This is a genomic window from Arcticibacter svalbardensis MN12-7, assembly GCF_000403135.1.
GTDB lineage: Bacteria > Bacteroidota > Bacteroidia > Sphingobacteriales > Sphingobacteriaceae > Arcticibacter > Arcticibacter svalbardensis.
Genome location: NZ_AQPN01000127.1, coordinates 21,087 through 46,500 on the forward strand (window position 1 = coordinate 21,087; position 25,414 = coordinate 46,500).

Annotated in this window: 28 protein-coding genes and 1 pseudogene; 3 read left to right on the forward strand and 26 right to left on the reverse strand. The window is 37.9% G+C overall.

Annotated elements, in window-relative coordinates; all coding sequences use genetic code 11:
- Nucleotide 1 precedes the first annotated feature (1 nt).
- From ADIARSV_RS17210 to ADIARSV_RS17330, 24 genes are all read right to left on the reverse strand, one after another.
- Nucleotides 2-547: an inorganic diphosphatase gene (locus tag ADIARSV_RS17210; RefSeq protein ID WP_016196920.1), complete on the reverse strand. Its 546-nt coding sequence runs from the start codon at nucleotides 545-547 to the stop codon at nucleotides 2-4.
- On the reverse strand, nucleotides 540-1,205 hold the full coding sequence (locus tag ADIARSV_RS17215) for a DedA family protein (protein ID WP_016196921.1): 666 nt from the start codon (nucleotides 1,203-1,205) through the stop codon (nucleotides 540-542). Before ADIARSV_RS17215 ends, ADIARSV_RS17210 begins: the two co-directional genes overlap by 8 nt.
- Nucleotides 1,206-1,237: 32 nt before the next feature.
- On the reverse strand, nucleotides 1,238-2,617 hold the full coding sequence (locus ADIARSV_RS17220; RefSeq protein WP_040300503.1) for an NADH-quinone oxidoreductase subunit N: 1,380 nt from the start codon (nucleotides 2,615-2,617) through the stop codon (nucleotides 1,238-1,240).
- A gap of 30 nt (nucleotides 2,618-2,647) precedes the next feature.
- A complete protein-coding gene (locus tag ADIARSV_RS17225; RefSeq protein WP_016196923.1) occupies nucleotides 2,648-4,126 on the reverse strand; it encodes a complex I subunit 4 family protein in 1,479 nt (492 codons plus the stop codon).
- A gap of 23 nt (nucleotides 4,127-4,149) precedes the next feature.
- Nucleotides 4,150-6,066 (reverse strand): NADH-quinone oxidoreductase subunit L, encoded by a 1,917-nt coding sequence (gene nuoL / locus ADIARSV_RS17230; protein WP_016196924.1) that lies wholly within the window; start codon nucleotides 6,064-6,066, stop codon nucleotides 4,150-4,152.
- A 56-nt stretch (nucleotides 6,067-6,122) separates the two neighbouring features.
- A complete protein-coding gene (gene nuoK / locus ADIARSV_RS17235; RefSeq protein ID WP_016196925.1) occupies nucleotides 6,123-6,452 on the reverse strand; it encodes an NADH-quinone oxidoreductase subunit NuoK in 330 nt (109 codons plus the stop codon).
- Nucleotides 6,452-6,949, reverse strand: coding sequence for an NADH-quinone oxidoreductase subunit J family protein (locus ADIARSV_RS17240; RefSeq protein ID WP_016196926.1), 498 nt, complete (start codon nucleotides 6,947-6,949; stop codon nucleotides 6,452-6,454). The genes nuoK and ADIARSV_RS17240 overlap by 1 nt, the downstream gene beginning before the upstream one ends.
- A gap of 54 nt (nucleotides 6,950-7,003) precedes the next feature.
- The gene (locus ADIARSV_RS17245) at nucleotides 7,004-7,501 is read right to left on the reverse strand and encodes a NuoI/complex I 23 kDa subunit family protein (RefSeq protein WP_016196927.1); all 498 of its coding nucleotides are present in this window, start codon (nucleotides 7,499-7,501) and stop codon (nucleotides 7,004-7,006) included.
- Nucleotides 7,502-7,506: 5 nt separating this feature from the next.
- Nucleotides 7,507-8,556 carry an NADH-quinone oxidoreductase subunit NuoH gene (gene nuoH / locus ADIARSV_RS17250; protein WP_016196928.1) on the reverse strand — a complete coding sequence of 350 codons (1,050 nt, stop codon included), beginning with the start codon at nucleotides 8,554-8,556 and terminating at the stop codon, nucleotides 7,507-7,509.
- On the reverse strand, nucleotides 8,556-9,560 hold the full coding sequence (locus ADIARSV_RS17255; RefSeq protein WP_016196929.1) for a 2Fe-2S iron-sulfur cluster-binding protein: 1,005 nt from the start codon (nucleotides 9,558-9,560) through the stop codon (nucleotides 8,556-8,558). The genes nuoH and ADIARSV_RS17255 overlap by 1 nt, the downstream gene beginning before the upstream one ends.
- 18 nt (nucleotides 9,561-9,578) lie before the next feature.
- Entirely contained in the window at nucleotides 9,579-10,946 is a 1,368-nt protein-coding gene (gene nuoF, locus ADIARSV_RS17260; protein WP_016196930.1) for an NADH-quinone oxidoreductase subunit NuoF, read from the reverse strand.
- Entirely contained in the window at nucleotides 10,946-11,485 is a 540-nt protein-coding gene (locus ADIARSV_RS17265) for an NADH-quinone oxidoreductase subunit NuoE family protein (RefSeq protein ID WP_016196931.1), read from the reverse strand. The genes nuoF and ADIARSV_RS17265 overlap by 1 nt, the downstream gene beginning before the upstream one ends.
- Nucleotides 11,478-12,686 (reverse strand): NADH-quinone oxidoreductase subunit D, encoded by a 1,209-nt coding sequence (locus ADIARSV_RS17270; RefSeq protein ID WP_040300504.1) that lies wholly within the window; start codon nucleotides 12,684-12,686, stop codon nucleotides 11,478-11,480. The genes ADIARSV_RS17265 and ADIARSV_RS17270 overlap by 8 nt, the downstream gene beginning before the upstream one ends.
- Nucleotides 12,687-12,688: 2 nt before the next feature.
- Nucleotides 12,689-13,186, reverse strand: a complete 498-nt coding sequence (locus tag ADIARSV_RS17275; RefSeq protein ID WP_016196933.1) for an NADH-quinone oxidoreductase subunit C — start codon at nucleotides 13,184-13,186, stop codon at nucleotides 12,689-12,691.
- Nucleotides 13,186-13,728: an NADH-quinone oxidoreductase subunit B gene (locus ADIARSV_RS17280; RefSeq protein ID WP_016196934.1), complete on the reverse strand. Its 543-nt coding sequence runs from the start codon at nucleotides 13,726-13,728 to the stop codon at nucleotides 13,186-13,188. The genes ADIARSV_RS17275 and ADIARSV_RS17280 overlap by 1 nt, the downstream gene beginning before the upstream one ends.
- Nucleotides 13,729-13,834: 106 nt before the next feature.
- A complete protein-coding gene (locus tag ADIARSV_RS17285) occupies nucleotides 13,835-14,209 on the reverse strand; it encodes an NADH-quinone oxidoreductase subunit A (protein ID WP_016196935.1) in 375 nt (124 codons plus the stop codon).
- 54 nt (nucleotides 14,210-14,263) lie between these two features.
- Entirely contained in the window at nucleotides 14,264-15,925 is a 1,662-nt protein-coding gene (locus ADIARSV_RS17290; RefSeq protein WP_016196936.1) for a tetratricopeptide repeat protein, read from the reverse strand.
- Between the two features lie 7 nt (nucleotides 15,926-15,932).
- Nucleotides 15,933-16,829, reverse strand: coding sequence for a PstS family phosphate ABC transporter substrate-binding protein (locus ADIARSV_RS17295; RefSeq protein WP_016196937.1), 897 nt, complete (start codon nucleotides 16,827-16,829; stop codon nucleotides 15,933-15,935).
- A 239-nt stretch (nucleotides 16,830-17,068) separates the two neighbouring features.
- Nucleotides 17,069-17,899, reverse strand: a complete 831-nt coding sequence (locus tag ADIARSV_RS17305; RefSeq protein WP_016196938.1) for an energy transducer TonB — start codon at nucleotides 17,897-17,899, stop codon at nucleotides 17,069-17,071.
- A gap of 49 nt (nucleotides 17,900-17,948) precedes the next feature.
- Entirely contained in the window at nucleotides 17,949-18,491 is a 543-nt protein-coding gene (locus tag ADIARSV_RS17310) for an ExbD/TolR family protein (RefSeq protein WP_016196939.1), read from the reverse strand.
- 21 nt (nucleotides 18,492-18,512) lie between these two features.
- Entirely contained in the window at nucleotides 18,513-19,133 is a 621-nt protein-coding gene (locus ADIARSV_RS17315; protein WP_016196940.1) for an ExbD/TolR family protein, read from the reverse strand.
- A 92-nt stretch (nucleotides 19,134-19,225) separates the two neighbouring features.
- Complete coding sequence (locus ADIARSV_RS17320; protein WP_040300508.1) at nucleotides 19,226-20,053, reverse strand: MotA/TolQ/ExbB proton channel family protein; 828 nt, start codon at nucleotides 20,051-20,053, stop codon at nucleotides 19,226-19,228.
- Nucleotides 20,054-20,333: 280 nt separating this feature from the next.
- A complete protein-coding gene (locus ADIARSV_RS17325) occupies nucleotides 20,334-20,675 on the reverse strand; it encodes a translation initiation factor (protein ID WP_016196942.1) in 342 nt (113 codons plus the stop codon).
- Between the two features lie 5 nt (nucleotides 20,676-20,680).
- Nucleotides 20,681-21,553 (reverse strand): diacylglycerol/lipid kinase family protein, encoded by an 873-nt coding sequence (locus ADIARSV_RS17330; protein ID WP_016196943.1) that lies wholly within the window; start codon nucleotides 21,551-21,553, stop codon nucleotides 20,681-20,683.
- 225 nt (nucleotides 21,554-21,778) lie between these two features.
- Between ADIARSV_RS17330 and metK the strand changes: the two genes are divergently transcribed.
- The 3 genes from metK to ADIARSV_RS17345 all read left to right on the forward strand — a co-directional run bounded on the left by metK (nucleotide 21,779) and on the right by ADIARSV_RS17345 (nucleotide 24,399).
- Nucleotides 21,779-23,032, forward strand: a complete 1,254-nt coding sequence (gene metK, locus ADIARSV_RS17335) for a methionine adenosyltransferase (protein WP_016196944.1) — start codon at nucleotides 21,779-21,781, stop codon at nucleotides 23,030-23,032.
- Between the two features lie 69 nt (nucleotides 23,033-23,101).
- Nucleotides 23,102-23,665 carry an NUDIX domain-containing protein gene (locus tag ADIARSV_RS17340; RefSeq protein WP_016196945.1) on the forward strand — a complete coding sequence of 188 codons (564 nt, stop codon included), beginning with the start codon at nucleotides 23,102-23,104 and terminating at the stop codon, nucleotides 23,663-23,665.
- Complete coding sequence (locus ADIARSV_RS17345; protein ID WP_016196946.1) at nucleotides 23,662-24,399, forward strand: lysophospholipid acyltransferase family protein; 738 nt, start codon at nucleotides 23,662-23,664, stop codon at nucleotides 24,397-24,399. Before ADIARSV_RS17340 ends, ADIARSV_RS17345 begins: the two co-directional genes overlap by 4 nt.
- Here the strand turns inward: ADIARSV_RS17345 and ADIARSV_RS17350 are convergent.
- Both ADIARSV_RS17350 and ADIARSV_RS21960 read right to left on the reverse strand, forming a co-directional pair.
- Entirely contained in the window at nucleotides 24,396-25,115 is a 720-nt protein-coding gene (locus ADIARSV_RS17350; RefSeq protein ID WP_016196947.1) for a LytR/AlgR family response regulator transcription factor, read from the reverse strand. The genes ADIARSV_RS17345 and ADIARSV_RS17350 overlap by 4 nt on opposite strands.
- A 1-nt stretch (nucleotide 25,116) precedes the next feature.
- Nucleotides 25,117-25,414, reverse strand: a pseudogene (locus ADIARSV_RS21960) (sensor histidine kinase); the annotation flags it as partial.

Genomic DNA, 25,414 nt, shown 5'->3' on the forward strand with positions numbered 1-25,414 from the left:
TTTATAGATTATTTAAATAAGTTTTATTGTATAAATCTATTCCATCTTGAATAACTTTATATGCTTGTTCTTTACCCATAAGCTGTTCTATGGTTACATTTTTATGTTCGAGTACTTTGTAGTCCTGAAAGAAACGAACAATCTCTTTCATGGTATGAGGAGGTAAGGCTGATAAATCGTCAATGTAATTAACTGACATATCATTTTTAGCCACGGCGATAATTTTATCATCCTGCTCACCATTGTCAACCATATGCATCACTCCAATAACTTTAGCTTCGATAAGCGCCAATGGAACTACATCTGCTGAACAAAGCACGAGAATGTCTAGTGGATCTTCATCATCACAATAGGTCTGTGGAATAAACCCATAATTTGCAGGGTACATAACCGATGAAAAAAGAATACGGTCTAGACGAAGAAGGCCTGTTTCTTTATCAAGTTCATACTTCGCTTTTGAACCTTTTGGGATTTCAATTATAGCGTTAACAAATTCAGGTTGATTTTTTCCTGGAGAGACATTGTGCCAGGCATTGAAATTACTCATTTTCGTTTTTATTTGTGGTCAGACTATTATTATTTTTTCTATTTCTGTTTAAATAAGTAAACACTAATGGAATTGCTGTAATTAGTATAAAACCTATGATTATGTATAACAAATATTGATCTATTTGTTTCTCGAACCTTCTACCGAGAAAATAGCCTATTAGGGTTAAAGAACTTACCCAAAGAAACGCGCCTACCATATTATATAAAGCGAATTTTCGACTATCTATTTTGATTAATCCAGCTACAATTGGTGCAAAAGTACGTACAATAGGAATAAATCTTCCCATAATTAATGCAAATGCTCCTTGTTTCCGATAATATTCTTCAGCGGCTAAGAGGTATTTTTTCTTAAAAAACAGGGAATCTTTGCGTAAATACAATACAGGTCCCGTTCGTCTGCCAAACCAATAGCCAACAAAGTTTCCTAGTATAGCAACAATAATAAGGCCTGTAATGAGGGTGTAGATAGAAACGTCTAACTTGTTGGTAGCGACAAACATACCAGACAAAAATAAGAGATAATCGCCTGGAAGAAAAAATCCAAAGAACAATCCTGTTTCTGCGAAGACCACAAATAACAAGACATAAAATCCTCCTTCTCTTAGTAGGAGTTCAGGATTTATTAGATGTTGAAGATAATTCCAGAATTCGTACATAATGGATATTCGTAAAGCTACGAATATTTATATTAAATAAGGCTTGCTATAAAATCAGGATAAACACCTAAGGCAATCGTTACCAAGGCAGAAAACCCAAGAACAAGTTTGAAATAAACAGGAACAATTAATTCTTTACGATCCTCCTCTTTAAAATACATGGCTACAATAACTTTAAAATAGTAGAAGATCCCGATCATTGCATTAAGTGCGGCAAATACAACAAGGAAAATATGATAAGAAGACAATGCTTTTGAGAACATCATAAACTTACCGATGAAACCTGCAGTAAGTGGAATACCTGCTAATGATAACATGGCAATGGTAAGCGTTAAGGCAAGAAAAGGATTTTTTCTGGCGAGACCATTAAAACTGTCGAAGCTATCGTTGCCAACCTGTCCCTGCAGCAGAATCAACACGCCAAAGGCAATAATAGTAGCCACTGAATAAGCAGCTGCATATACAAATACAGCATTATCAGACGAGCCATTAAGCGCAATGATGGCAAATAACATATATCCTACATGAGAAATACTGGAGTATGCCAGCATCCTTTTAAAATGTTGCTGATAAACTGCAGTTACATTTCCTATCAATAAGGAAAGAACAGACATTCCAATAATCATTGGAATCCAGAAATCCTGTAATGGAGCAAAACTAAACATGATTAAACGAAGAAAAGCGGCAAATCCTGCTACTTTAACTACAGTACTCATGTACGCCGAAATAAGCGAGGGAGATCCTTCATATACATCTGGCACCCAGAAATGAAAAGGAGCTGCTCCTACTTTAAAAGAAAGGCCTACAATCAGAAGTGTTATTCCGGTATACAAGAGCGGAGATACAGCTGTTGGATCTTTCAAGATATATTGTTTGATCCCTTCCAGATCAAATGATCCTGAGGCACCATAAATTAAAGTCACACCAAATAAAAGGATACCTGTAGAAAAAGCACCCATTAGAAAATACTTTAAAGCGGCTTCATTAGAAGCAAAATCCCTTTTCTTTATACCTGCAAGGATGTATAAACTTACTGACATGATTTCAATTCCTATAAATAACATGGAAAGGTTATGATAGGAAACCATTAAGATTATACCTGCTAGCGAAAACAAGATCAATGCATAATATTCGGCTACATTAGAGCTTATCCTCTCAAAATAATCTTTTGATAAAGCTATAATTAATATAGTTAAAAAAATAGTTATACCGGAGAACGCTACCGCAAAGCGGTCGTACAGCATCATGTTGCTAAAAATTGGCGCGGCATTACTGTCCCACTCCATTAAGGATAAAACCAATGCCACCATAAGACCTATTAATGCAACAGGCAAAAGAGCCTTTTTCGCCTTGAAAAGTCCCAGGTATAAGAGAAGTAATGCTAAAATTGTTATCGTAATTAATGCGCTCATTTTATTTATTCTGTATCCCTCGTTCTTAATTTAGAATGTGGTACTAATACCATGGACTTTCCCGTCTACCATTTCCACCAATGATTTAACTGTGGCTTCCGATATATGTAAAATCGGATTTGGATATACACCAATAATAATAATCAGGGCACAAACCACTCCGAGCACTAGTTTTTCCGTTCCATCAATGTCTTTGAAACCTACTGTCAAAGCATTTGTAGTTCCCAACATAACCCTTTGGTACAGTCTTAACATATACACCGCACCCAATATTATGGTTAATCCAGCTATTAATGCTGCCCAGATATTATATTGATAGATCCCAAATAAAAGAAGGAACTCTCCTATAAATCCATTTGTTAACGGAAGTGCAATACTTCCCAAAATTATAATCAGGAATGCAATGGCAAGTTGTGGTGCAACTTTCGCTATACCGCCCATTTCAAAGCTGTCACGTGTATGAAGTCTTCTGATGATAATGTCCAAAACAAAGAACATTCCGAATACATTGATACCATGATTTATCATCTGGATCATTGCTCCTTGTAACCCATTGGTATTCCATGCAAAAATACCTGCTGCTATTAGGCCAACATGGGCAATGGAAGAATAGGCAACCAATCGTTTGACATCTTTTTGAGTAAAAGCGATAATGGAAGCATAAACTATGCCTATAATAGCGAGTATTAATGCGAATTGGCCCCATTCCTCAAAACCAAGTGGAGCGACTGGAATCAGCCACCTTATTGCTCCATAAATTCCCATTTTAAGCATAATACCTGCAAGTAACATGGTTCCCGTAGTAGGAGCTTCTGTGTAGGTATCAGGTTGCCAGGTATGGAAAGGGAATACTGGCATTTTAATAGCAAAGGCTAGAAAGAAAGCCCAGAAAATCCATCCCTGTTCAGCTGTACTTAATGATAAGTTGTAAAAGGCTTGGATATCATAGCTTTTATCCGGAGTTTGAAGATGCAGGTAAATGATCCCCAGCAACATAATTAAACTACCAGCAAAAGTATATATGAAAAATTTCATGTTAACCTTAATTCTATTTTCTCCGCCCCATATGGCACAGATAAAATAAATTGGGATTAAAGATGCTTCCCATCCTATATAAAAAAGAAATGCGTCCAGTGCAGTAAATACCAATAGCAAAGCACTTTGCATCAGAAGGATCAATGCATAAAAAGAACCAGGTCTTTTATAGGTATGCTTAAAGCTTGATAAAATAATCAAAGGTATTAAGCCATTGGTTAGCAGTACCACGATCATGCTGATACCATCTATTCCTGCTTTAAACCGAATTCCATAATAACTTAACCAGGAATGGTCAACAACGAATTGCGGGGCAGAACTCTCTGGATTGAAAACCGAAAGAAGGTAAGCTGTCAGTCCTAATGAAAGTAGCGACCAGATAAAAGCTAAAGTCTTTACCTGTTGCCTTTCACCAAACAAAGATGAAATCAGGGCACCAGCTAAGGGCAAAAATATGAGCAGTAAAATTTCCATTTATCGTTTCTTATCCTTCTCTGTTATATATTATAAAATCCATAAACAAGTAATGCCACAATTCCTGTAATCATCATGAAAATATAGAAACCTACATTCCCCGATTGTAACAGGCGCAATACCTTACTTCCCTCCGATGTCGCTTTCCCTAGTCCATTGACAAATCCATCTATTGCACCTTTATCAATGATCTTGTAGAAAAAGGAGGACAAGGCATTCAAAGGTCTACCAATGATAAATTCATATACTTCATCGACGTAAAATTTGTTATAAGATAGCTTAGAGAGCAGATCTCTTGACGAACCATCTACTGCAGGAATATGACTGCCCTTTACATAACGGGAGTAGGCATACAACGCAGCAATAATTGCTCCTCCAACTGATACAGCCATCAGAATTAACTCTGTACTATGATTCATAGGAGTTTCTGCAACTATTACCAGTCCCGGATGTTCGAATATTGGAGCAAGAAAACCTGCCAGCCAATGATGTCCACCAAAAACTTCCGGTATTCCAATCAGCCCACCGAATACAGCAAGAATGGCAAGAATTACCAAAGGTATAGTCATCGTTGCAGGTGATTCATGAAGATGATGCTCCTGCTCTTGCGTTCCCCGAAACCCTTTATAAAAGGTAAGGTATAACATTCTGAACATATAAAAAGAGGTAAGTAATGCAGTGATCACTCCTATTACCCATAATAAAGGACTCTGCTCATAAGCATGAGCTAATATCTCATCTTTAGAAAAGAAACCTGAGAATGGAGGAATTCCAGAGATTGCCAGCGTACCTGCCATCATGGTTACAAACGTAATCGGTAGCTTTTTCTTTAACCCACCCATTTTACGCATATCCTGTTCATTACTCATCGCATGAATTACTGAACCTGCACAAAGGAATAATAAAGCTTTAAAAAACGCATGGGTGATAACATGAAATAAAGCTCCTGTGTAAGCTCCAACGCCTAAACCCAGGAACATATAACCCAACTGTGAAACAGTAGAGTAAGCAAGAACTTTTTTAATGTCGGTTTGAGATACAGCAATTGCAGCCGCTAGTATTGCCGTAATAATTCCTATAACAGCAACGAGATGAAGTGTGACCGGTGATAGTGTGAATAATATATTCGAACGGATGATCATATATACACCACCGGTAACCATTGTTGCTGCATGAATCAGTGCGGATACTGGTGTCGGCCCAGCCATTGCATCAGGCAGCCAGGTAAACAATGGAATCTGAGCTGACTTTCCAATTGCCCCAACAAACAATAGCATAGTGATCCATAACAAAGTCGTATTACCAGATTCCATTTTAGCCGCCTGCATAAATACATCACCAAATTCCACACTTCCAAAAGTGGCAAATATGATAAATATGGCGATTAAAAAGCCCAGATCACCTATTCTATTCATTACAAACGCCTTTTTAGCAGCCGTTGCAAATGAGGGATTAGTAAACCAAAAACCAATTAGCAGATAAGAGCATAAACCAACTCCTTCCCAACCAATAAACATCACTACATAGTTTGATCCAAGGATCAGAAGCAGCATAAAGAAAATAAATAGATTCAGGTAAGAAAAGTACTTTCCAAATCCATTATCCAGTTTCATGTATCCAATAGAATAAACATGGATCAAAAATCCTATTCCCGTTACGATCAACAGCATGATTGAGCTCAAAGGGTCAATCTGAAAAGCAAAAGGCACTTTTACTGCAGCTGTGTGAATCCAATCAAACAATGGAATATAAAAAGACTTAATATCTGAAGCATTTAGTTCAGTGAAGATGCCAATGCTAACAATAAAAGATAGCAGTATACTTAGACTTCCAATAAACCCTATAACTCCTTTTGGCAAAACATTCCTGCCTAACCCATTGATCAGGAATCCAACCAGTGGAAACAATGGAACTAACCAAACTAAATTTATTAATAACATGAATCTTGTCCGTATTTGTTTAAATAATTAATGAGAAATATATGCTTTAAAAGCAATTACCACTTTAATCTGTTCAATATATTAATATCTGTAGAATTTGTATTCCTGTAGATCATAGTCAAAATAGCCAACCCTATTGCTACCTCTGCAGCAGCGAGAGCCATAATAAAGAACACGAATACCTGTCCCGACGCATCTCCCCAATAAACGGAAAAAGCGGTTAGCAAAAGGTTCACTGCATTTAACATCAGTTCGACAGACATGAAAATAATAATCGCATTTCTTCTGATCAGTACACCAATAACTCCAATTGTGAAAATTATGGCACTTAATAAGATATAGTGATTCAATGGTATACCTTGAATTGATTGACTAACTGTTTCCATTATACTTTAGTTATATCCTTTTTAGCTAATAATACAGCACCTACCATCGCTGAAAGCAGCAAAATAGATGATACTTCAAAAGGAAGTAAAAATTCTTTAAATAACACTTTTCCAAGATTTCGCACTAATCCTATATCAGGGTTTTTCAACAAAACAGGATCTGATGCATGTAATAATTTTAACGAACCTGCTACAGTTAAAAGCAAACACAGACCTGCGATTACACCTACCACCTTTAACAGGTTAGATTTCATCGGTTCAGATTCCTTGTTTAAATTTAAAAGCATAAGCACATATAGGAATAAGACTAATATAGCTCCCATATAGACAATGAAATTTACAATAGCCAGAAATTGTGCATTAAGTAAGATATAATGTATGGAAAAGGTGAAAAAAGTCACAATCAGATACAGCACACTATACACTGGGTTTTTAGAAAAAATAACCAGTAGTGAAAAAAAGATAGATAGAAAAGCAACGAAATAGAATAAGTTCATTAACTCAGTGGATTTTACTTTAATTTACAGTTATAGAATCAAAGTTATAATATTTTATGGTTTCAATGGTTCCTCAACGAGCTTATCTTTCCCGAAGATAAAATCCTTTCTCAGATAATCGGCCTCCAAAAATGGACCATCCAGATAGATCGCTTCTTTAGGACAAGCTTCCTCACATAATCCACAAAAAATACAACGCAACATGTTTATTTCATAAACAGCGGCATACTTTTCTTCTCTATAAAGATTCTCTTCACCCTTCTTACGTTCAGCAGCTTCCATGGTAATTGCTTCAGCCGGACATGCCAAAGCACACAATCCACAAGCAGTACACCTTTCCTTACCATTCTCATCTCTTTTAAGAGAATGCAAACCACGCCAGTTTTCTGACATCGGTCTAAGCTCCTCAGGATAAAAAATAGTTTCCCTCTTCTTGAAAATATGCTTGAATGTAATAGCCAGACCTTTTGCTATGGATGGCAGATAAATCTTCTCCCCAAAGCTCATTGGCTTCTGTTCTAGTACTTTTTTTCTATTACTTAAGGACTCCATAAATTTTATAATAAATCTTTAACCGTAATCCAAATTCCAGTTACAACAATGTTTGCTATGGAAAGTGGAATCAAAACCTTCCATCCCAGATTCATCAGCTGGTCATATCTAAACCGTGGAACCGTCCAGCGAATCCACATAAAAAAGAAGATGAAAAAGAATATTTTAGCAAAAAGGAAAAGAACACCTAATACAGCAATGATATTGGCTGACAGCCCCAGATCATTCATAAATGGGAAATTATAGCCGCCAAAATATAAAGTAGACATCACAGCAGAAGATACAAACATGTTGATATATTCAGAAAACAGGAATGCTCCCAGCTTAAATCCAGAATACTCTGTATGGTATCCGGCAACTAGTTCATTTTCACTTTCAGGTAAATCAAATGGTGTTCTGTTACACTCAGCAAAAGAGCAAACCAAAAATATCAGAAATCCGATAGGCTGACAAAAGAAGTTCCATGAAAACCATCCGTTTTGCCAAAATCCGTTTTGTTGCTCCGCAATCTCCCTCAAGGATAAAGTCTGGGTTACCATTAGAAGCGCGATCAATGATAATCCCATTGCAATTTCATAACTTATATTCTGAGAAGCTGCACGGACAGATCCCATCAGAGAATATTTATTATTAGAAGACCAACCGGCAATCATAATTCCATAAACACCCAGAGATACCACACCGAATATATATAATATGCCAACATTTATATTGGCAACCTGAAGCTGTATCACACGATCACCTATCGTAACATCTTGTCCCCATGGAATAACCGCACTCCCAATACTGGCAGTAAGAAGGGCCAGGCAAGGTGCTGCAATAAAAAGAAATGGATTTGACTGCGAAGGGATAATTTCTTCCTTAAAGAACATCTTACCTCCATCAGCCAAAGGCTGGAATACACCAAAAGGACCGGCCCTATGCGGACCCACTCGACCTTGAATATAACCGGCAATTTTTCTTTCGGCCAACGTAGAATACGCTGCAATACCTAAAGTAATCAGAAATATTACTGATACTAAAACTACCTTTTCTATAACAAATGTTAATTCCATTAATGTCTTGTTACTCTTTCAAATTCTTCAATATTCGCCTCTTTCAAAGCAGGATTCTTTCTGATTACTGCAGGCGGATTCGCTAATTCATAGTGATTAGAAGAAATCACCGAATGATGCGAAATCTTTCTAGGTCCTTCAATTGTCCATTCACTTGTATTTTTCCTTTCAAAACGGCAGGTATTACAAATAAAAGATTCCACTTCACCATTTACGTCCTTACGCGCTGTAACACGAAGAACCTCTTCACCCTTATACCATAAAGTCACTTTTCCTGAACATTTATCGCAGTCGCAATGCGCATCCACAGGTTTTGTAAACCAAACCCTATTTTTAAAGCGGAATGTTTTATCAGTAAGTGCTCCAACAGGGCAGACGTCAATCACATTCCCTGAAAAGTCATTATCAATCGCTTTTTCAATATAAGTTGATATTTCAGATGCGTCTCCTCTACCGAGAATTCCATGCTCACGATGATCAGTAATCTGATCAGCCACATAAACACAACGGTAACATAAAATACAGCGTGTCATATGAAGCTGAATCTTATCACCTATATCTATTTTTTCAAAAGTTCTACGCTCAAACTCATAGCGGGTACCCTCACTACCATGTTCATAGCCCAAATCCTGAAGTTTACATTCTCCAGCCTGATCACATATCGGGCAGTCCAGCGGATGATTAAGCAGCAGCATTTCTACAATACCCTTTCTCGCTTCCACAACTTCAGGAGAGGTGATATTTTGCACCTCCATACCATCCATCACACCCGTACGGCATGAAGCAATAAGTTTAGGCATAGGGCGCGGATCTTTATCCGAACCTTTACTCACTTTAACCAAACAGGTACGGCATTTACCACCACTACCTTCTAATTTCGAATAATAGCACATTGCCGGAGGAACAATATCTCCGCCAATAAGTCTTGCAGCATTCAGGATAGTTGTTCCTGCATCCACTTCAATACTTATACCATCTATTGTTACTTTAACTCTTTCAGCCATGTTAAAGGACCATTTATATTAATTAGCAGCAATTGTTTCAGCCTTTGGCAAAGGATCTGCGTAATGTGCCAAGCCGTAATTTCTTCCCATCGCTTCTTCTGCATGTGATACATGCCATTCGAACTCATCTCTGAAATGACGAATTGCACTGGCAACAGGCCAGGCAGCAGCATCACCCAATGGGCAAATTGTATTTCCTTCTATTTTTTTCGCTACATCTACCAGCAAATCAAGATCACTTAATTTACCATGACCATATTCAAGACGGTGAAGTACCTTTTCCATCCATCCCGTTCCCTCACGACAAGGAGAACACTGACCACAGCTTTCATGATGATAAAACCGGGAAAAGTTCCAGGTATTTCTTACGATACATTGATCTTCATCAAAAACGACAAAACCACCCGATCCCATCATGGTACCGGAAGCAAATGCCCCTTCAGCTAAGGATTCATAAGACATCAGTCTATTTTCACCAGTAGTTAATTTCAGAATCAGGTTAGCAGGAAGAATAGGAACAGAAGAACCTCCAGCTACAACCGCTTTTAGTCGCTTCCCATTTGCCATTCCACCACAATATTCATCCGAATAAATAAACTCCTCTACAGGAACACCGAGTTCAATTTCATAAACTCCCGGATTTTTAATATTTCCAGAAGCAGATATTAGCTTCGTTCCTGTACTTCTTCCAATTCCTAACTTAGCATACTCTTCAGCTCCATCATTAATTATCGGAACTACTGCAGCTATAGATTCCACATTATTTACTACAGTGGGGCAATTATACAATCCCGAAATAGCAGGAAATGGAGGTTTAATCCTTGGATTGCCTCTCTTCCCTTCAAGGGATTCAATAAGCGCAGTTTCTTCACCACAAATATAGGCACCACCACCAGGTTGTACATATAGTTCCAGATCATAACCCGTTCCCAATATATTCTTTCCAAGGAAACCTTCAGCCTTTGCTTCAGCAATTGCGCGTTCAAGGATCCTGATCTGAGGCATCATTTCGCCCCTTACATAGATATATGATGTCTTTGCACCTAATGCATAACTGGCGACTATCATCCCCTCAATTAACAGATGAGGAATATGCGTCATCAGATAACGGTCCTTGAATGTACCAGGTTCCGACTCATCAGCATTACACACCAGGTATCGTGGCTTTCCTTCCGGTTTGGCAAGGAAACTCCATTTCATTCCTGTAGGAAATCCCGCTCCTCCTCGTCCTCTAAGTCCAGACTTTTTCACTTCTTCCACAACATCCTCAGTAGACATTGTTTTTAAAGCTTTTTCTACAGCACGGTAACCACCATGTTTGCGATAAACTTCAAAAGAGTTAATTCCAGGAACGTTTATATTTTCAAGTAATAATTTCCGTCCCATTATAATATAATTTGTGCCTTTTCAGCAGTTGTCAGACGTAACCGATCAATCAGCTCATCAACCGATGCAGCTGTCAAATTCTCATAAAACGTATATTCAGGAGCAATTTGAAGCACAGGTCCCATACCACATGCGGCAAGACACTCTACACCACGCCAACTAAATAAACCATCCGCCGTCACTTCCCCCTCTTTTACATTCAGCTTTTCCTCTATATGTTTCATGATTTTTTCTGCACCAACCAGACAACAAGGTCCCGTACGGCAAACTTCCAGCATATACTTGCCGGGAGGTTTAAGAAAAAACATACTATAAAAGGTAGCCACTTCATACACCTCGATAGGTTTAAGCTGTAAAAAGTCTGCCACTTTATCCATCAACGGACTACTCACCCAACCATATTCTGCCTGTACAAGATGAAGTATGGGCAATAAGGCTGACTTTTGTCTATCTTCCGGATAGCGTAACAAAATCTCGTTGAACTTTACTAATAGCTCAGGAGTAAAAATAATTTCATCTGTTTCAGATATTTTAAGCATCTAGTTCTCCCGCAATTACATTTAAACTACTTAAATTAATTATAGCATCCGAAAGCAACATTCCACTGCTCATCGGAGCATACATCTGGTAATTTATAAAACTAGGTCTTCTGAAATGCAATCTATATGGAGTTCGTCCCCCATCATTTACCAGATAAAAACCAAGTTCGCCATTACCTCCTTCAACACAATGATAAACTTCCGTTTTTGGACTATCAATCTCACCCATTACTATCTTAAAATGATAAATAAGGGCTTCCATGTTGTTATATACTTCTTCTTTTGGAGGAAGGTAAATATCAGGAACATCGGCATGAAATATACCTTTAGGTTCCTTTTCAATCTTTTCTAAAGCTTGTTCAATAATGCGTATACTCTGGTACATTTCTTCATTACGAACCATGTACCGATCGTACACATCACCTGTTTCCCCAACAGGAACATCAAAGTCAAAGTCTTCATAAGAAGAATATGGCTCATTTGCACGAACATCATAATCAACACCACATGCCCGTAAAATTGGTCCCGTCCAGCTATAATCTAATGCAGTTTGCGCATCGACAGCAGCAACACCAACCGTACGATCCATAAAAATGCGGCTCCTTGTAAAAAGAACCTCAAACTCTTTTAGAACCGGAACATAATTTTTGATAAATTTCTTAATTTTAGCAAAAGCTATATCATTAAAGTCGCGTTCAAATCCACCTATTCGGCCAATATTTGTAGTTAAGCGTGCCCCACAAATTTCCTCGTAAATCTCATAGATATGCTCACGCTGTTCCATTAAGTACAAGAATCCTGAATAAGCTCCTGTATCTACTCCTAATATTCCATTACAAACCAAATGATCCGATATTCGGGCTAGCTCCATCACAATTACACGCATGTAATCAACCCTTTTAGGGGTCTGAATGCCCAACAACTTCTCTACAGTCATATGCCATCCCATATTATTTATAGGGGAAGAGCAGTAATTCATTCGATCTGTTAATGGTGTAATCTGATAATAAGGCCTGTGCTCTGCAATTTTTTCAAATGCTCTGTGAATATAGCCAATAGTAGAAACGCCACTTATAATACGCTCACCGTCCATTTCCAGAACGTTCTGGAACACCCCATGCGTAGACGGATGAGTTGGACCAAGATTTAGCGTAGTCGTCTCTTTACGATCTAATGCATGTGTTATAGTGGGTTCATTCATGTTTATCTTCCGAAGAAAAAGTCTTTTTTATCAACACGATTCGGATCTTCCAACGGAAATTCCTTTCTCATTGGAAAAGCTACCATGTCATCCATATTTAATATACGGCGCAGATCGGGATGCCCTTCAAAGTTTACCCCATAAAAATCATACGTCTCACGCTCCATCCAATCCGCACCTCTCCATAAAACAAACGCAGTTGGTATAGATGGATGTTCATCTTCCAGGAAAACCTTAATTCGGATACGCACATTTTTCCTGAAATTATGCAAATGATAAATCACTCCTATAGGCAATTTTGCTTCCGGAAAATGTATTCCTGTTATATCAGTAAGAAAATTGAAGCCAAGTTCCGTTTTTAGGAAAGTCAGCACATCAATAATCGTCTCTTTACTCGTCTCAAAAGTCAGCAACCCTATTGGCTCGCTAAATTCAAAAGTTTGTTCACCAAACCTAGCCGATATCTGTTCTATTAAAGCTGTATTGCTTATCTTTTCCATTACTGAATACCGTATTTATTAAGTAACTCCTTATATTCAGCTGAATTTCTGCGACGCATTGGCTCATCACGTACCAACTCCTGAAGCTTAAGCACACCACTTAATATAGCTTCCGGTCGGGGTGGACATCCCGGTACATATACATCTACCGGAATCACTTCATCTATTCCCTGAAGTACAGAATAACTATCAAAGATTCCTCCACTTGTCGCACAAGCACCAACAGCAATAACCCAACGGGGTTCGGCCATCTGTATATATACCTGTCTTAAAACAGGTGCCATTTTCTTCGCAATCGTTCCCATAACAAGCAACATGTCTGCCTGACGTGGAGAAAAAGAAGGCCTTTCTGATCCAAATCTTGCTAAATCATAATGTGCTCCCATGGTGGCCATAAATTCAATTCCACAACAAGATGTTGCAAAAGGCAATGGCCATAACGAATTTGCACGAGCTAAGCCGACCACTTTATCAAAAGAAGTTGCAAAAAAACCGGAGCCTTCAATACCCGCAGGTGCTTCGGCTAATTTTATATCACTCATCTTATTTCTTTTGAATTAAAAAAACTCATTCCAATATGTTTGAAATGAGTCCAAATTTACAAATTTAGAATTGCATGTTGCAACAGCTTGGTTATTTAGAAACATTCTAATCGCCCCATTCTATTGCTTTCTTCTTAATTACATAGATATATCCCAACAGCAATGTTGCCATAAATATAAACATCTCGATTAATCCCTCTACACCAAATTCACGGAAGTTAACCGCCCATGGATACATAAAAATCACTTCGATATCAAATAAAACAAACAAAATTGCTACTAGAAAATACTTAATGGATACCGGAGTTCGTGCATTTCCAACAACCTCTATACCTGCTTCAAAAGGACTTAATTTATCTGCGGTCTTCCGCTTAGGTCCAATCAAATGCGTTATAGTCATTGTTAAGACCACAAACCCTAATGCAACTAGCATTTGAAACAATATAGGTAAGTAATCTACCGGTAAACTTTGAACTTCCATAGAATTAAATGTTTTGACAAATATAAATAAAGAGCCTGTATTAGGCTCTTTATTTTATTTTAAGGTATTCAATACGCTTAATGCATATTCATTAGTTGGATCAAGTGCGATAGCTTTATTAAAAAGCTCTTTAGATTTCGCCTGGTCTGTCTTTAAAAAATATGCACCTAAGTTATTATATGATTCTACCAGGTTTTTCTTGTTTCTTACATCAGTAAGTCCATCCGGTTTAGCTAATATAATTTCAATGTATTTTTCAAAATGAGGAACCATTAACCCTTTTGAATTCTGATCATCATCTAATAATCTGTTCGTTCTTGCACGGTACAAATAAGCATCAGCAGTACTAGGAGACTTTTGAGATACTAAACTAAATGCTGAATCTGCTCTTACCAAAGCTTCCTTACTTGTCTTTTGCACTGCAGGTGTTTTACTTGCATAGTCGAAATAGTTTGCCATTCCTAAATAGAAATAGTCAAACAAATAAGTTTTAGAAGCTGCATTTTTAACAGCTAACTCATACAATTCAGCAGATAAACCATATTTTCTTGCAGAAAACTCAGTTTTAGCCAATTCACTAATTGGCTCAGCATAAGCAGAATCAATGTCTACAGCTTTTGTTAAATTTACAACACCTGTAGAATCACCTGCTTTTAATTGTGCCTTACCCAAGTATAAATAATCATTTGCAATGATACGCTCAGGATCAACCTTGCTCATAAAATCCTTCATTGCCTGAACGCTACCGGCATAATTACCGTTCTCATACAAGGAGTAACCCAAATAACGATAGATCCTTGGATTAGCCTTATCCATTTGGATCATTTGCTGAGCTTCTGCTTCAAGCGACTTATACTCACCTGCTAAAACCAAAAAGTCAGCATATCTCATTCTGGATTCTAAGGAACGGTCAGTTAAATCCAAATATTTAGTATAATACTGTAATGCTTCTTTAATTCGAGCATCGTATTGCTGAGGTTCAGATTTCGCCCACAAATAATAAGTTTCTGCTAATTCGCGATATGCTGGTGCATATTTTGCGTTAATAGCAAGGATACTTTTAAACTTATCAGCAGATTCCTGAAATGCTTTAGATTGTTTGATCAGCTTTCCTTGTTCAATTTCTGCTCTTAAAAGAGTTTTATCCATATCATATGCGGTACGGTAAGCTCCAAAAGCCTCACTATTTTTCTTATCACCACGATAAGCATCGCCCATCGCTAAATAAACTTCAGCATCTTTTTCATTGATTTCTTTAGCCTTGGTTAAATTAGCCAATGCACTTGCATAATCAGCTGGTACCGCATTAGTATAGGCTTTTCCGATATACAAATAAGGACTGTTATCCTTACGTTTAACCAATGATATTGCCTTATCAAATTTAGCTTTGGCAGCAGTAGGATTTTTCGCACCAAGATCTAATGTTCCTAATCCTACATAATTCAATGCATATTCAGCATCTGAACTTACTCCCTTATTGAAAGTGGCCTTTGCTGAATCAGTATAATCATCTTTCAGATACACGTTTCCTAAATAAAAATAATTCTCTCCACTAGTGGGTTGAGATGCTATTAGCTTTTTAAGAATAGTTTTAGCTTGTTGATACTGTTCCGCATCAATCGCCTTTTTCGCATCGCCTAAACTTTGCGCAAAAGCCGTTGTCCCCACAACTCCTAATAACAGGCTCGCTTGAATTGCTCTTCTTATTATATTCATAGTTTATTTATTCTTTATTTTTTCTGATTAATATTTCTCTCGTTGGAATACTATCTGGCATAAGTCCAGATTTCAATACAACCCGTTGCCCAACTTCCCCAGCTAAAAACGAAGCAAATCCCAGGCCAAGACCTCCTCCAGCCTGGCAATTTATGATATAAACATTTCTACTTAGTGGGTACTGTTCCTGAGCAAGATTGTCCTGATTCGGTATGTAGTATTTATCCGAACCTGGTTTTCCAGGCAGATTCTTCACCCTCATCATTTTTAATTCTGCTACGGTACCTTCAAGCTCTACCGGAGGTTGCTTAATCCAGTTAAAACCTATAACACCAATTGAACCTAAATTATTGTGCACATATTTAATTACTTCCTGATTTGAATTTAAAGCATAAACCCCTTTTTCAGGTAATTGTTTAATTCCAGCCAATTCCATTAAATACCTAACTGTACTTGAATTCGCGTTATCAAATACGAGCTGACGCTTTGAAAATTTCCCATTCAAAATGTCAATTAGTTCTTGAACTGTAATTAAAGTATCTACGGACGCCTTATTTGCAACCAAGGCTATTGCATCAATAGCAAAACGATTAACATGAATAAGTAATTTTCTGTTTTGAATTATTTTTGCTTCATCAGGCCTTAAAGTTCTGGCCATAATCGCAATACGTGCACTGTCCGCCAAAAGGTTTTTTATCAGGTTACCTTCTGTCTGGTAGCTTGCATCTATTTTAGCATTCTTGTATATATTTTCAAATACAACAAGTTCATCCTCAATAATTGGAGTCAAACTTTCATCTACAAGCATTTTAGCTGTACCTGAAGTTTCAGTTTCCTTCTCTTTATTAATACATGAATTAAAAAAAATTGCAATCAGAAAACATACACTAAACCAATATCTCATACCCTATCCCGCTTTGTTTGTATCACTCTAATTAATCGAAAAATAGCGTAAAGTATTAAAAAACAACCTAAAGCAACGCGATATGTTTTATTCAATGTCAATGGAATATCATTCCAAAAAATCAAAGCCAGTCCAAACAGCATATAGAATGCAAATATGAACATACCAAATATGACTGACCCTGAAATGAACAAAAATCGCTTTTTGGGCGATTTTTGCTGATTTTCATTATTAAACATTTATTGTCCCTCCAGATTCAACATGATCGGTAATGTATACTGAACACGAACCGGACGTCCATTTTGAATACCTGGTTTCCATTTGGGGGCCTTTTTCAATAGCCTTACCGCTTCTTCACCTGTACCCATTCCAAGATCTCTCAGAACTTTAATATCAGTTAAACTACCATCTTTCTCCACAACGAAGCTCATAGTAATACGGCCTGAAACACCTTGCTCTCTGGCAGCAGCAGGATAAACGTAATTTTTTCCTACATAACCATAAAACTTAGGCATACCACCCGGGAATTCCGGCATTTGCTCAATACTAGCAAAATCGTATACCGCATTATCTTCTACAACAGCTGCTTTTGTTGGAGGAGCAGTACCAACTGGCTCATCAATTCTGATTTCTGCATTTGGATCTCCTGCTAAAGTTTTTTGACCTGGATCAGCCACTTTCAATTCATCTACGGTAGGTGGTTCTTCATCTCTTACCTTATCTGCAGGAACTACTACTGGTGGCGGGAAACGAACCTGATCTACCCTAGGCTTAGGCGGCTCCGCTGCGGGAGGGGGAGGTGGTGCTTGCTCATCTACTGGGGGCGGCGGTGTTAACACAACCTCCGTCTGGATGATCCTGTCGGTTTCCTCTTCAGGAACCATCCCTTTAATGAATTTGGCAATAAGAGGCGCTGACATAACCAGTATAAAAAGCACTGCTCCTATAACCATCGCCTTGTTTGTGGTCTTGTTGTTATTTTTTCTTAGCTGATAAGCACCATAAGCCTGGTTTCTATCAGTAAAGATAACATCAATCCACTCACGGTTAAAAATATCTAATTTTGCCATTTTAAAATTTGTTTCTTCCCAAAATGGAACCTATCCATTTTGTTTTACTTTAATAAATGCTATCACGTTTTAAGAGATCTATCTCCGGATTACTGATGTCTACAATAGCATACTGCTTTGTATTCGTGATTTTCATTTCATCCAAAATATCTACAAGATTTTTATAATTGGATTTATCACTAGGTTTTATAATGATAATCATATCCTTTCCTGTAGCAGCTTTGATATCCTTAGCTTTATCGATAATCGTTTTACGAATACCATTCTTGCCAAAATTCTCTACTGTTGGAGGAGTCAATGAATTTCCAGCTATACCAATAAACCACTCTATTCGATTTGCACTTCCTAATAAAACAGTCATGGTACGGGTATCCGCAACGTCTAACTGCTCTTCCTTATTCAGATCGTCCTTGTCTGGCATTGCCAGGTCCATTGCCTGTGGCTTTGCAAGAGTAGTTGTTAACATAAAGAAGGTAATCAACAAGAACATTAAATCCACCATGGGTGTCATATCTACCCGGGTTGACTGTTTCTTACTTCTTACTTTACCACCTTTATGATTACCCCCGCCGCCGCTATCTAATTCTGCCATATTATTCTACGTTTGTAATTATTAGTCTTGAGCTTCCATTGAAGTAATCAAGCTAAACTTGTTCACTTTCTGTTTTTGTAAAATATTAATCACCTTCTTAATTGTAGGATATGCCTCTTTGGAATCGCCTTTTAGGGAAACACGCATTTGCTTGTCGTTTAATTCTTTTGTAGCAACACGGGATTGATATATCCATTCATGTAACTGTGAAGCTGCTCCATTTACAGAATCAATTGGAATTCCCGATTGAAGCCCTGGTTTATTCCTTTCCTCACTCTTCAAATCAATGACCTGAGCTAACTGACTAATCGGAACTCCGAACCCTTCCATTAAGGAAAATCTTTTTATTTGTGCTGGAGTAAATGGAACCTTATAACGTTCTGACATTTTCTGTAACACCCGCTCACGGATCATAGTTCCTTTAACTCCAAAGAATACTTTGCCATCTCCAATTGTGATCGTAGCAATGTCCACTTCTGGAACTTTAATTTTTACTGTTGACGAAGGAGTATCAACGATAAGGGCTTCTGGTTGACGAGCTGTTGCTGTTAAAATAAAAAATGTTAACAACAGGGAAGCCATATCACACATTGCCGTCATATCAATTGCGGTACTCTTTCTTGGTACTTTTACTCTAGGCATCGTTCTACTTTAAATTGATTCCTTTATCTCTTTACCTATTGATGAAATATTTCGGATATTCCATAAGTCCACCCGAAATATTTCTTCAATTATTATTTATGTGTACTAGCGTAAGTCTGAACAATTGAGAAACCTGCTTCATCAATTGAATAAGTTAACTTATCGATCTTCGATGTGAAGATGTTGTACATAATGATCGCTACTGTGGATACAGAAATACCTGTTGCAGTATTGATAAGCGCTTCTGAAATACCATTTGCTAATGCAGCCTGATCCGGAGCACCTGCTGTAGCTAGGGCAGCAAAAGACTTGATCATACCTGTTACTGTTCCTAACAAACCTACCAATGTACCTGTAGATACCAGGGTAGCAATGATGGTTAAGTTTTGTTCCAACATTGGCATTTCAAGAGAAGTTGCTTCTTCAATATCCTTTTGGATGGCTAATGAAGCTTGCTCAATATCCATTGTCTGGTCTGTTTCTACTTCTTTGTACTTTTTCAAACCTGATTTAATCACGTTTGCTACAGAACCCTTTTGCTTGTCACACTCAGCAATTGCTGTGTCAATGCTTCCAGCTGATAGTAAAGATTGGATCTTTCTAACAAAATGTTCAACACTGCCTGATCCGGCAGCCTTTGAAATTACGATGAACCGCTCAATTGAAAATACGATTACCATTAAAAACATACCAAAAAGCATTGGTACAATAACTCCTCCTTTGTAAATCATACCGAAAAAGTTTCCGGGTAGTGGGTGACCTAATTCAGGATCTCCTCCGTCAAAATTGGATGGATGTCCCATAACGAACTTCCAAATTAGGATTCCAATAACGATACAGATAACGATTGTTAGACTTGCAAAAATGCTTGAACCAGAGCTTTCTTTCTTCGCAGTTGTTGGTTTTGGTGCGGTTGCCATTCTTCTTGAAATTTAGTTTTTAGTGTTAATTAAAATATAATAGTTACGATTTATTAAAAATTATGATAACAAAAATAGAAGTTTTAAAACGAATAAAATGTGATTCTAGTTACATTTAAGTTAAATCCTCCCTAAAGCATTATTTTGACTGAACTGACATTGTTTAATTAATCCGTCTTTATTTTTAACAATATTATACAATAAAAACGATTTTTTTCTAAAATTACAAATTAGTGATGCTAAATGAACTAAAAAATTCACACTTAACACCAAATATGCGTTATCCTCCTGATTTTTTCACTCCATAACCCTCAGATTTTAAATAATCTAAGATTTTATCGCGAAAATCACCCTGTACAATAATTTCTCCGTTTTTTGCAGCCCCACCGGCACCACATTTGGTTTTTAACTTCTTTCCTAACGTTTCAAGATCATTAACCGTCCCTTTAAAACCGGTTATTAATGTAACAGCTTTCCCATTTCTTTGTTTTTTGTCAAGTTGAATCCGTAAATCCTGATGCCCGGCACCTAAAGTTACTGCTTCAGGTGTAACTTCATAGTCATACTCAAAACTTGGATCTGTCGAATAAACTACTCCGTTAATATTATTTTTTTTTGACATTATTGCTAATATAAAACACAAAGAGATGAAGGGTTCACAGTGATCAAGATTTCCTTTCCCAGATTTATTGCTTCCCCATCAATATGAGCCATTGCATTATTATCAGACTTTATACGTATAGTTTTCCCTTTTATTATTTCAACATACCTCGATTTTTCAGAAGTTTTTGCAAACATACGCAAACCCATTGAAACAAAGAGATATAGAGGAAAAGGTTTTATAACACAAATATCAAGAAGTCCGTCATCAAGCAATGCCTTTGGCGCAATATGCGCATTATTTCCATACTGACTTGAATTAGCAATACTAATCATAAAGGCATCCCGTACATATTCTTTCCCATCTATGTCTATTCTATACCGGTCTGGCTTATAATTGATCACTTCGGAAAAAGCAGTTTTTACATATCCCGAAAAGCCCCTACCCTTTAATGAAGCAAACTTATGACTAATATAGGCATCAAAACCCAAACCCGCCATATTGAAGAATTTAAATTCATTTAAACAAGCCGTATCTATTAAACGGGTATTCCATTTATTTAATTGCAGCACAGCCATTTTTTTATTCAATGGAATACCTAAAGATCGGGCAAGGCCATTGCCCGAGCCACTAGGAATGATTCCCATAATAGTTTTACTTCCTAAAATTGCAGAAGCAACCTCATTTATAGTCCCATCTCCCCCTACCGCCACAACCACCTCAACACCTTTTTTAACTGCTTCAATCGTCATTTCAAAGGCATGTTTTGGCCGGTTTGTATAAGCGAACTCAGCTATATATAGACGGTTATCAAGGTATTTCTTTACTAAAAAAGGAAAGTCAAGCTTGTTTTTGCCTCCTGATATCGGATTTATGATAAATAGTATATTCTTTTTCAACCAGTTATGCCTCTTATATTCTTGGGCTAAATTAGGTTTTAATTTCTCATAATATAAAAAATCTTATAAATTTGCAACGCTAAGTGGACTGATTTGCTTTGTTCCGAAAAGGAATGAGATTGCAACCACGTAAAAAAATCGCTAATACCTGTTTATTTACTTCTTCGCGCAATCTTAGCTGCATCCTTTCCGTTTTAGCATTTCTTATTTCTAAAACTATTTAATATGCCCTATTTATTTACGTCCGAATCAGTTTCTGAAGGTCATCCTGATAAAGTGGCCGATCAGATATCTGACGCATTAATTGATAACTTTCTAGCCTGGGATGCCGAATCTAAAGTTGCCTGCGAAACATTGGTAACAACCGGTCAGGTTATACTTGCCGGGGAAGTAAAATCAACAGTTTACCTTGACGTCCAAAAGATCACCCGTGATGTAATCCGGAAAATCGGCTATACCAAGTCTGAATATATGTTTGAAGCAAATTCATGTGGCATATTATCTGCCATCCATGAACAATCTGCCGATATCAATCAAGGAGTAGACCGACAGGAAAAACAACAGCAAGGAGCCGGAGATCAGGGAATGATGTTTGGTTACGCCACCAGTGAGACCACTAATTACATGCCTTTAGCGCTTGATCTGGCTCATAAACTGCTGCTTGAACTCGCTGTTTTACGTCGCGAAAACAAAGATATTACCTATTTGCGTCCCGATGCAAAATCACAGGTTACCATCGAATACAGTGATGACCATGTTCCTATCCGCATTGAAGCGATTGTAATTTCCACTCAACATGATGATTTTGCTCCCGAAAAGGAAATGCAGGACAAGATCAAAGAAGATGTGATCGCTATCCTTATTCCAAGAATAAAGGCTCAGCTTCCTGCAAATCTGCAACAACTGTTTAACGGGGAAATAAAATACCACGTTAACCCTACCGGCAAGTTTGTAATCGGTGGTCCGCATGGAGACACTGGTCTAACTGGTCGTAAGATCATTGTGGATACTTATGGTGGAAAAGGTGCCCATGGTGGTGGTGCTTTCTCAGGAAAAGATCCTTCTAAAGTTGACCGTTCAGCAGCCTATGCCACGCGTCATATTGCCAAAAACCTGGTAGCTGCAGGTGTTTGTAATGAAATTCTTGTACAGGTTTCCTATGCTATAGGGGTTAAAGATCCAATGGGAATCTACGTAAACACCTATAATACCGCTAAAGTAAACCTGACAGATGGTGAAATTGCCGATAAAATCACTGCGCTTTTCGATATGACTCCCTATGGAATTGAAACACGCCTCAAACTTCGCAACCCGATTTATTCTGAAACTGCTGCTTATGGACACATGGGACGTGAGAATGAAATCGTAACCAAGGTTTTTGAAGGTGCCAATGGCGAAAAGAAAACGGTAGAGGTAGAACTCTTCACCTGGGAAAAATTAGATTACCAGGATCAGGTGAAAGCAGCTTTCGGCCTTTAAGAAGAACTCAAATAACTATGTTTAAAAAAAGGGGCTGCAATTACAGCCCCTTTTTCAGTACTTTGCAGCATGATAAATGAAGACACGAATCCATGGAAAATCTTATCACAAGACGATATTTACACCAACCCATGGATAAATGTAACCGAATATAAGGTACTCAACCCCTCCGGTGGGAATGGTATTTATGGAAAAGTACATTTTAAAAACTTCGCGCTAGGCATTATTGCCCTCGATGAAGACCTTCACATTTGGCTTGTTGGTCAGTTTCGCTTTGCACTGAATCAGTACAGCTGGGAAATCCCGGAAGGTGGTGGCCCCTTAGGCATCAACCCGCTTGAATCTGCCAAAAGAGAATTACTGGAAGAAACCGGATTAACGGCGTCAAACTGGTCCGAATTGCAGCATATCCATCTTTCTAATTCTGTATCTGATGAATTCGGAATCATCTATCTTGCCCGCGGACTTCAACCAGGCCAGGCAGAACCTGAAGAAACTGAAGAACTTCAACTCAAACGAATCCCCTTTGAACAAGCCTATCAAATGGTGCTTGATAATGAAATTACCGATTCAATGAGCATAGCCGCTATTCTTAAAGTGAAGATCTTAATGTTAGAAAACAAACTAGCATGATAGTAAAAAAGCTCCTCGGCTACATCTTATCCCCCTTGCATTACCTGATGTTTGGGTTATTCCTCGTCATCTTTCATCCCATCCAGTGGTTAAGTCTTAAAATTGGAGGATACGCCGGACATAAACTTTGCGTAGATATCATGAACTTCTTTCTAGTAGGTACCTATTACATAATAGGATGCCGGGTTCAGTTCAAAAACGAATACGATCTACCCCTGGGCAGATCACTAATTTTTGTGGCCAATCATCAAAGTATGTACGATGTATCGCCCATGATCTGGTTTTTACGCAAATATCACGTCAAATTTGTTTCCAAAATTGAACTCACCAAAGGCATTCCAAGTATTTCCTTCAATCTAAAATATGGTGGTGCCGCAAATATCGACCGCAAAGATCCCAAACAATCTATTTCCGAAATATTGAAACTGGCTAAGCGCATGAAGGAAAACAATTGGTCCGCAGCCATCTTCCCTGAAGGGACACGATCTAAAGATGGTATTATGAAACCTTTTATACTTGGAGGGGTTACCACGATCCTTAAAAGGGTACCAAACGCAATAGTAGTGCCCATTGCCATTCAGAACTCCTGGAAATTAACCCGCTACGGGAAGTACCCGCTGAGTTTTGGTGAACACATGAAACTTACCGTACTTAAACCCGTTGATGCCACCGGACTCTCTCCTGATGAAGTGATCCAGCAAGCTGAAAAACAGATCAGGGAATTTATAGCTTAAATATTCCGATCCTGAATCTTATTAAAAAACGCCTCCCTATAGGTATCCCCTATTGGAATGATCTTATCCCCGATCTGAATTCTACCCCTTTCGATACTTTCAATTTTATCGATAGCGACAATATAGGACTTATGCACCCTGGCAAAAACCGCACAAGGCAGCACTTCTTCCATTTTCTTCATATACTGCAGCGTAATAATCCGCTCGGAAGCCGTAAAAATGGAGATATAATCCTTTAACCCTTCAATATAAAGAATCTCATTGATGTAGATTTTCTGAATCCGGTGTTCAGTTTTCACAAATATGAAATCAGGAACTCCATTACTCTGCTTTTCAGGGACGGCTGCAACTGGGGCCAGCAAACTCTGTTGCTGCTGCACCTTTAATACCGCCTTATAAAAACGATCAAAGGCAATAGGTTTTAATAGATAATCGGCTATATCTAATTCATAACCATCAAGCGCATATTGCGAGTAAGCCGTCGTCAGGATCACCTTACACTTTCCCTTTATGATATTTAAAAACTGGATTCCGGTAAGCTCAGGCATTTGCACATCCAGAAAAATGAGGTCTATCTCCTCTTCCTGAGCCAGAGCCAGTGCTTCAAATGCGCTGGTCGTCGCTTTAATTAATTTTAAACCAGGAACCTTCGCGATATAATCAACCAATATATCAAGAGCCAAAGGTTCATCGTCAACTACGAGGCAGCGTATCATATTATAAATGTAAGGCTAATTTGCAATAGTAGGTAGAAATCGTCTCATCTATCAGCAGTTCATAACGGCCTTCGTACAACAATTCCAATCGTCTCTTCACGTTACTCAATCCAATACCTCCTGTATTATCTTTATTCTGAGCACTTTTCAAATTCCATACCTCGAAAATCATCAGATCATGCTGCACCTGCAGATCAATTTTAACCGGATGATCTGCATCTGATACAATTCCATGTTTAAAAGCATTTTCAACAAAAGCGATCAATATCAATGGAATAATCTGCATTTGATCCTCCACC

Coding starts and splice junctions, on each gene's coding strand:
- ADIARSV_RS17210 (WP_016196920.1), bottom strand. CDS start 547: ATGAGTAATTTCAATGCCTGGCACAATGTCTCTCCAGGAAAAAATCAA.
- ADIARSV_RS17215 (WP_016196921.1), bottom strand. CDS start 1,205: ATGTACGAATTCTGGAATTATCTTCAACATCTAATAAATCCTGAACTC.
- ADIARSV_RS17220 (WP_040300503.1), bottom strand. CDS start 2,617: ATGAGCGCATTAATTACGATAACAATTTTAGCATTACTTCTCTTATAC.
- ADIARSV_RS17225 (WP_016196923.1), bottom strand. CDS start 4,126: ATGGAAATTTTACTGCTCATATTTTTGCCCTTAGCTGGTGCCCTGATT.
- nuoL (WP_016196924.1), bottom strand. CDS start 6,066: ATGTTATTAATAAATTTAGTTTGGTTAGTTCCATTGTTTCCACTGGTT.
- nuoK (WP_016196925.1), bottom strand. CDS start 6,452: ATGGAAACAGTTAGTCAATCAATTCAAGGTATACCATTGAATCACTAT.
- ADIARSV_RS17240 (WP_016196926.1), bottom strand. CDS start 6,949: ATGAACTTATTCTATTTCGTTGCTTTTCTATCTATCTTTTTTTCACTA.
- ADIARSV_RS17245 (WP_016196927.1), bottom strand. CDS start 7,501: ATGGAGTCCTTAAGTAATAGAAAAAAAGTACTAGAACAGAAGCCAATG.
- nuoH (WP_016196928.1), bottom strand. CDS start 8,556: ATGGAATTAACATTTGTTATAGAAAAGGTAGTTTTAGTATCAGTAATA.
- ADIARSV_RS17255 (WP_016196929.1), bottom strand. CDS start 9,560: ATGGCTGAAAGAGTTAAAGTAACAATAGATGGTATAAGTATTGAAGTG.
- nuoF (WP_016196930.1), bottom strand. CDS start 10,946: ATGGGACGGAAATTATTACTTGAAAATATAAACGTTCCTGGAATTAAC.
- ADIARSV_RS17265 (WP_016196931.1), bottom strand. CDS start 11,485: ATGCTTAAAATATCTGAAACAGATGAAATTATTTTTACTCCTGAGCTA.
- ADIARSV_RS17270 (WP_040300504.1), bottom strand. CDS start 12,686: ATGAATGAACCCACTATAACACATGCATTAGATCGTAAAGAGACGACT.
- ADIARSV_RS17275 (WP_016196933.1), bottom strand. CDS start 13,186: ATGGAAAAGATAAGCAATACAGCTTTAATAGAACAGATATCGGCTAGG.
- ADIARSV_RS17280 (WP_016196934.1), bottom strand. CDS start 13,728: ATGAGTGATATAAAATTAGCCGAAGCACCTGCGGGTATTGAAGGCTCC.
- ADIARSV_RS17285 (WP_016196935.1), bottom strand. CDS start 14,209: ATGGAAGTTCAAAGTTTACCGGTAGATTACTTACCTATATTGTTTCAA.
- ADIARSV_RS17290 (WP_016196936.1), bottom strand. CDS start 15,925: ATGAATATAATAAGAAGAGCAATTCAAGCGAGCCTGTTATTAGGAGTT.
- ADIARSV_RS17295 (WP_016196937.1), bottom strand. CDS start 16,829: ATGAGATATTGGTTTAGTGTATGTTTTCTGATTGCAATTTTTTTTAAT.
- ADIARSV_RS17305 (WP_016196938.1), bottom strand. CDS start 17,899: ATGGCAAAATTAGATATTTTTAACCGTGAGTGGATTGATGTTATCTTT.
- ADIARSV_RS17310 (WP_016196939.1), bottom strand. CDS start 18,491: ATGGCAGAATTAGATAGCGGCGGCGGGGGTAATCATAAAGGTGGTAAA.
- ADIARSV_RS17315 (WP_016196940.1), bottom strand. CDS start 19,133: ATGCCTAGAGTAAAAGTACCAAGAAAGAGTACCGCAATTGATATGACG.
- ADIARSV_RS17320 (WP_040300508.1), bottom strand. CDS start 20,053: ATGGCAACCGCACCAAAACCAACAACTGCGAAGAAAGAAAGCTCTGGT.
- ADIARSV_RS17325 (WP_016196942.1), bottom strand. CDS start 20,675: ATGTCAAAAAAAAATAATATTAACGGAGTAGTTTATTCGACAGATCCA.
- metK (WP_016196944.1), top strand. CDS start 21,779: ATGCCCTATTTATTTACGTCCGAATCAGTTTCTGAAGGTCATCCTGAT.
- ADIARSV_RS17340 (WP_016196945.1), top strand. CDS start 23,102: ATGATAAATGAAGACACGAATCCATGGAAAATCTTATCACAAGACGAT.
- ADIARSV_RS17345 (WP_016196946.1), top strand. CDS start 23,662: ATGATAGTAAAAAAGCTCCTCGGCTACATCTTATCCCCCTTGCATTAC.
- ADIARSV_RS17350 (WP_016196947.1), bottom strand. CDS start 25,115: ATGATACGCTGCCTCGTAGTTGACGATGAACCTTTGGCTCTTGATATA.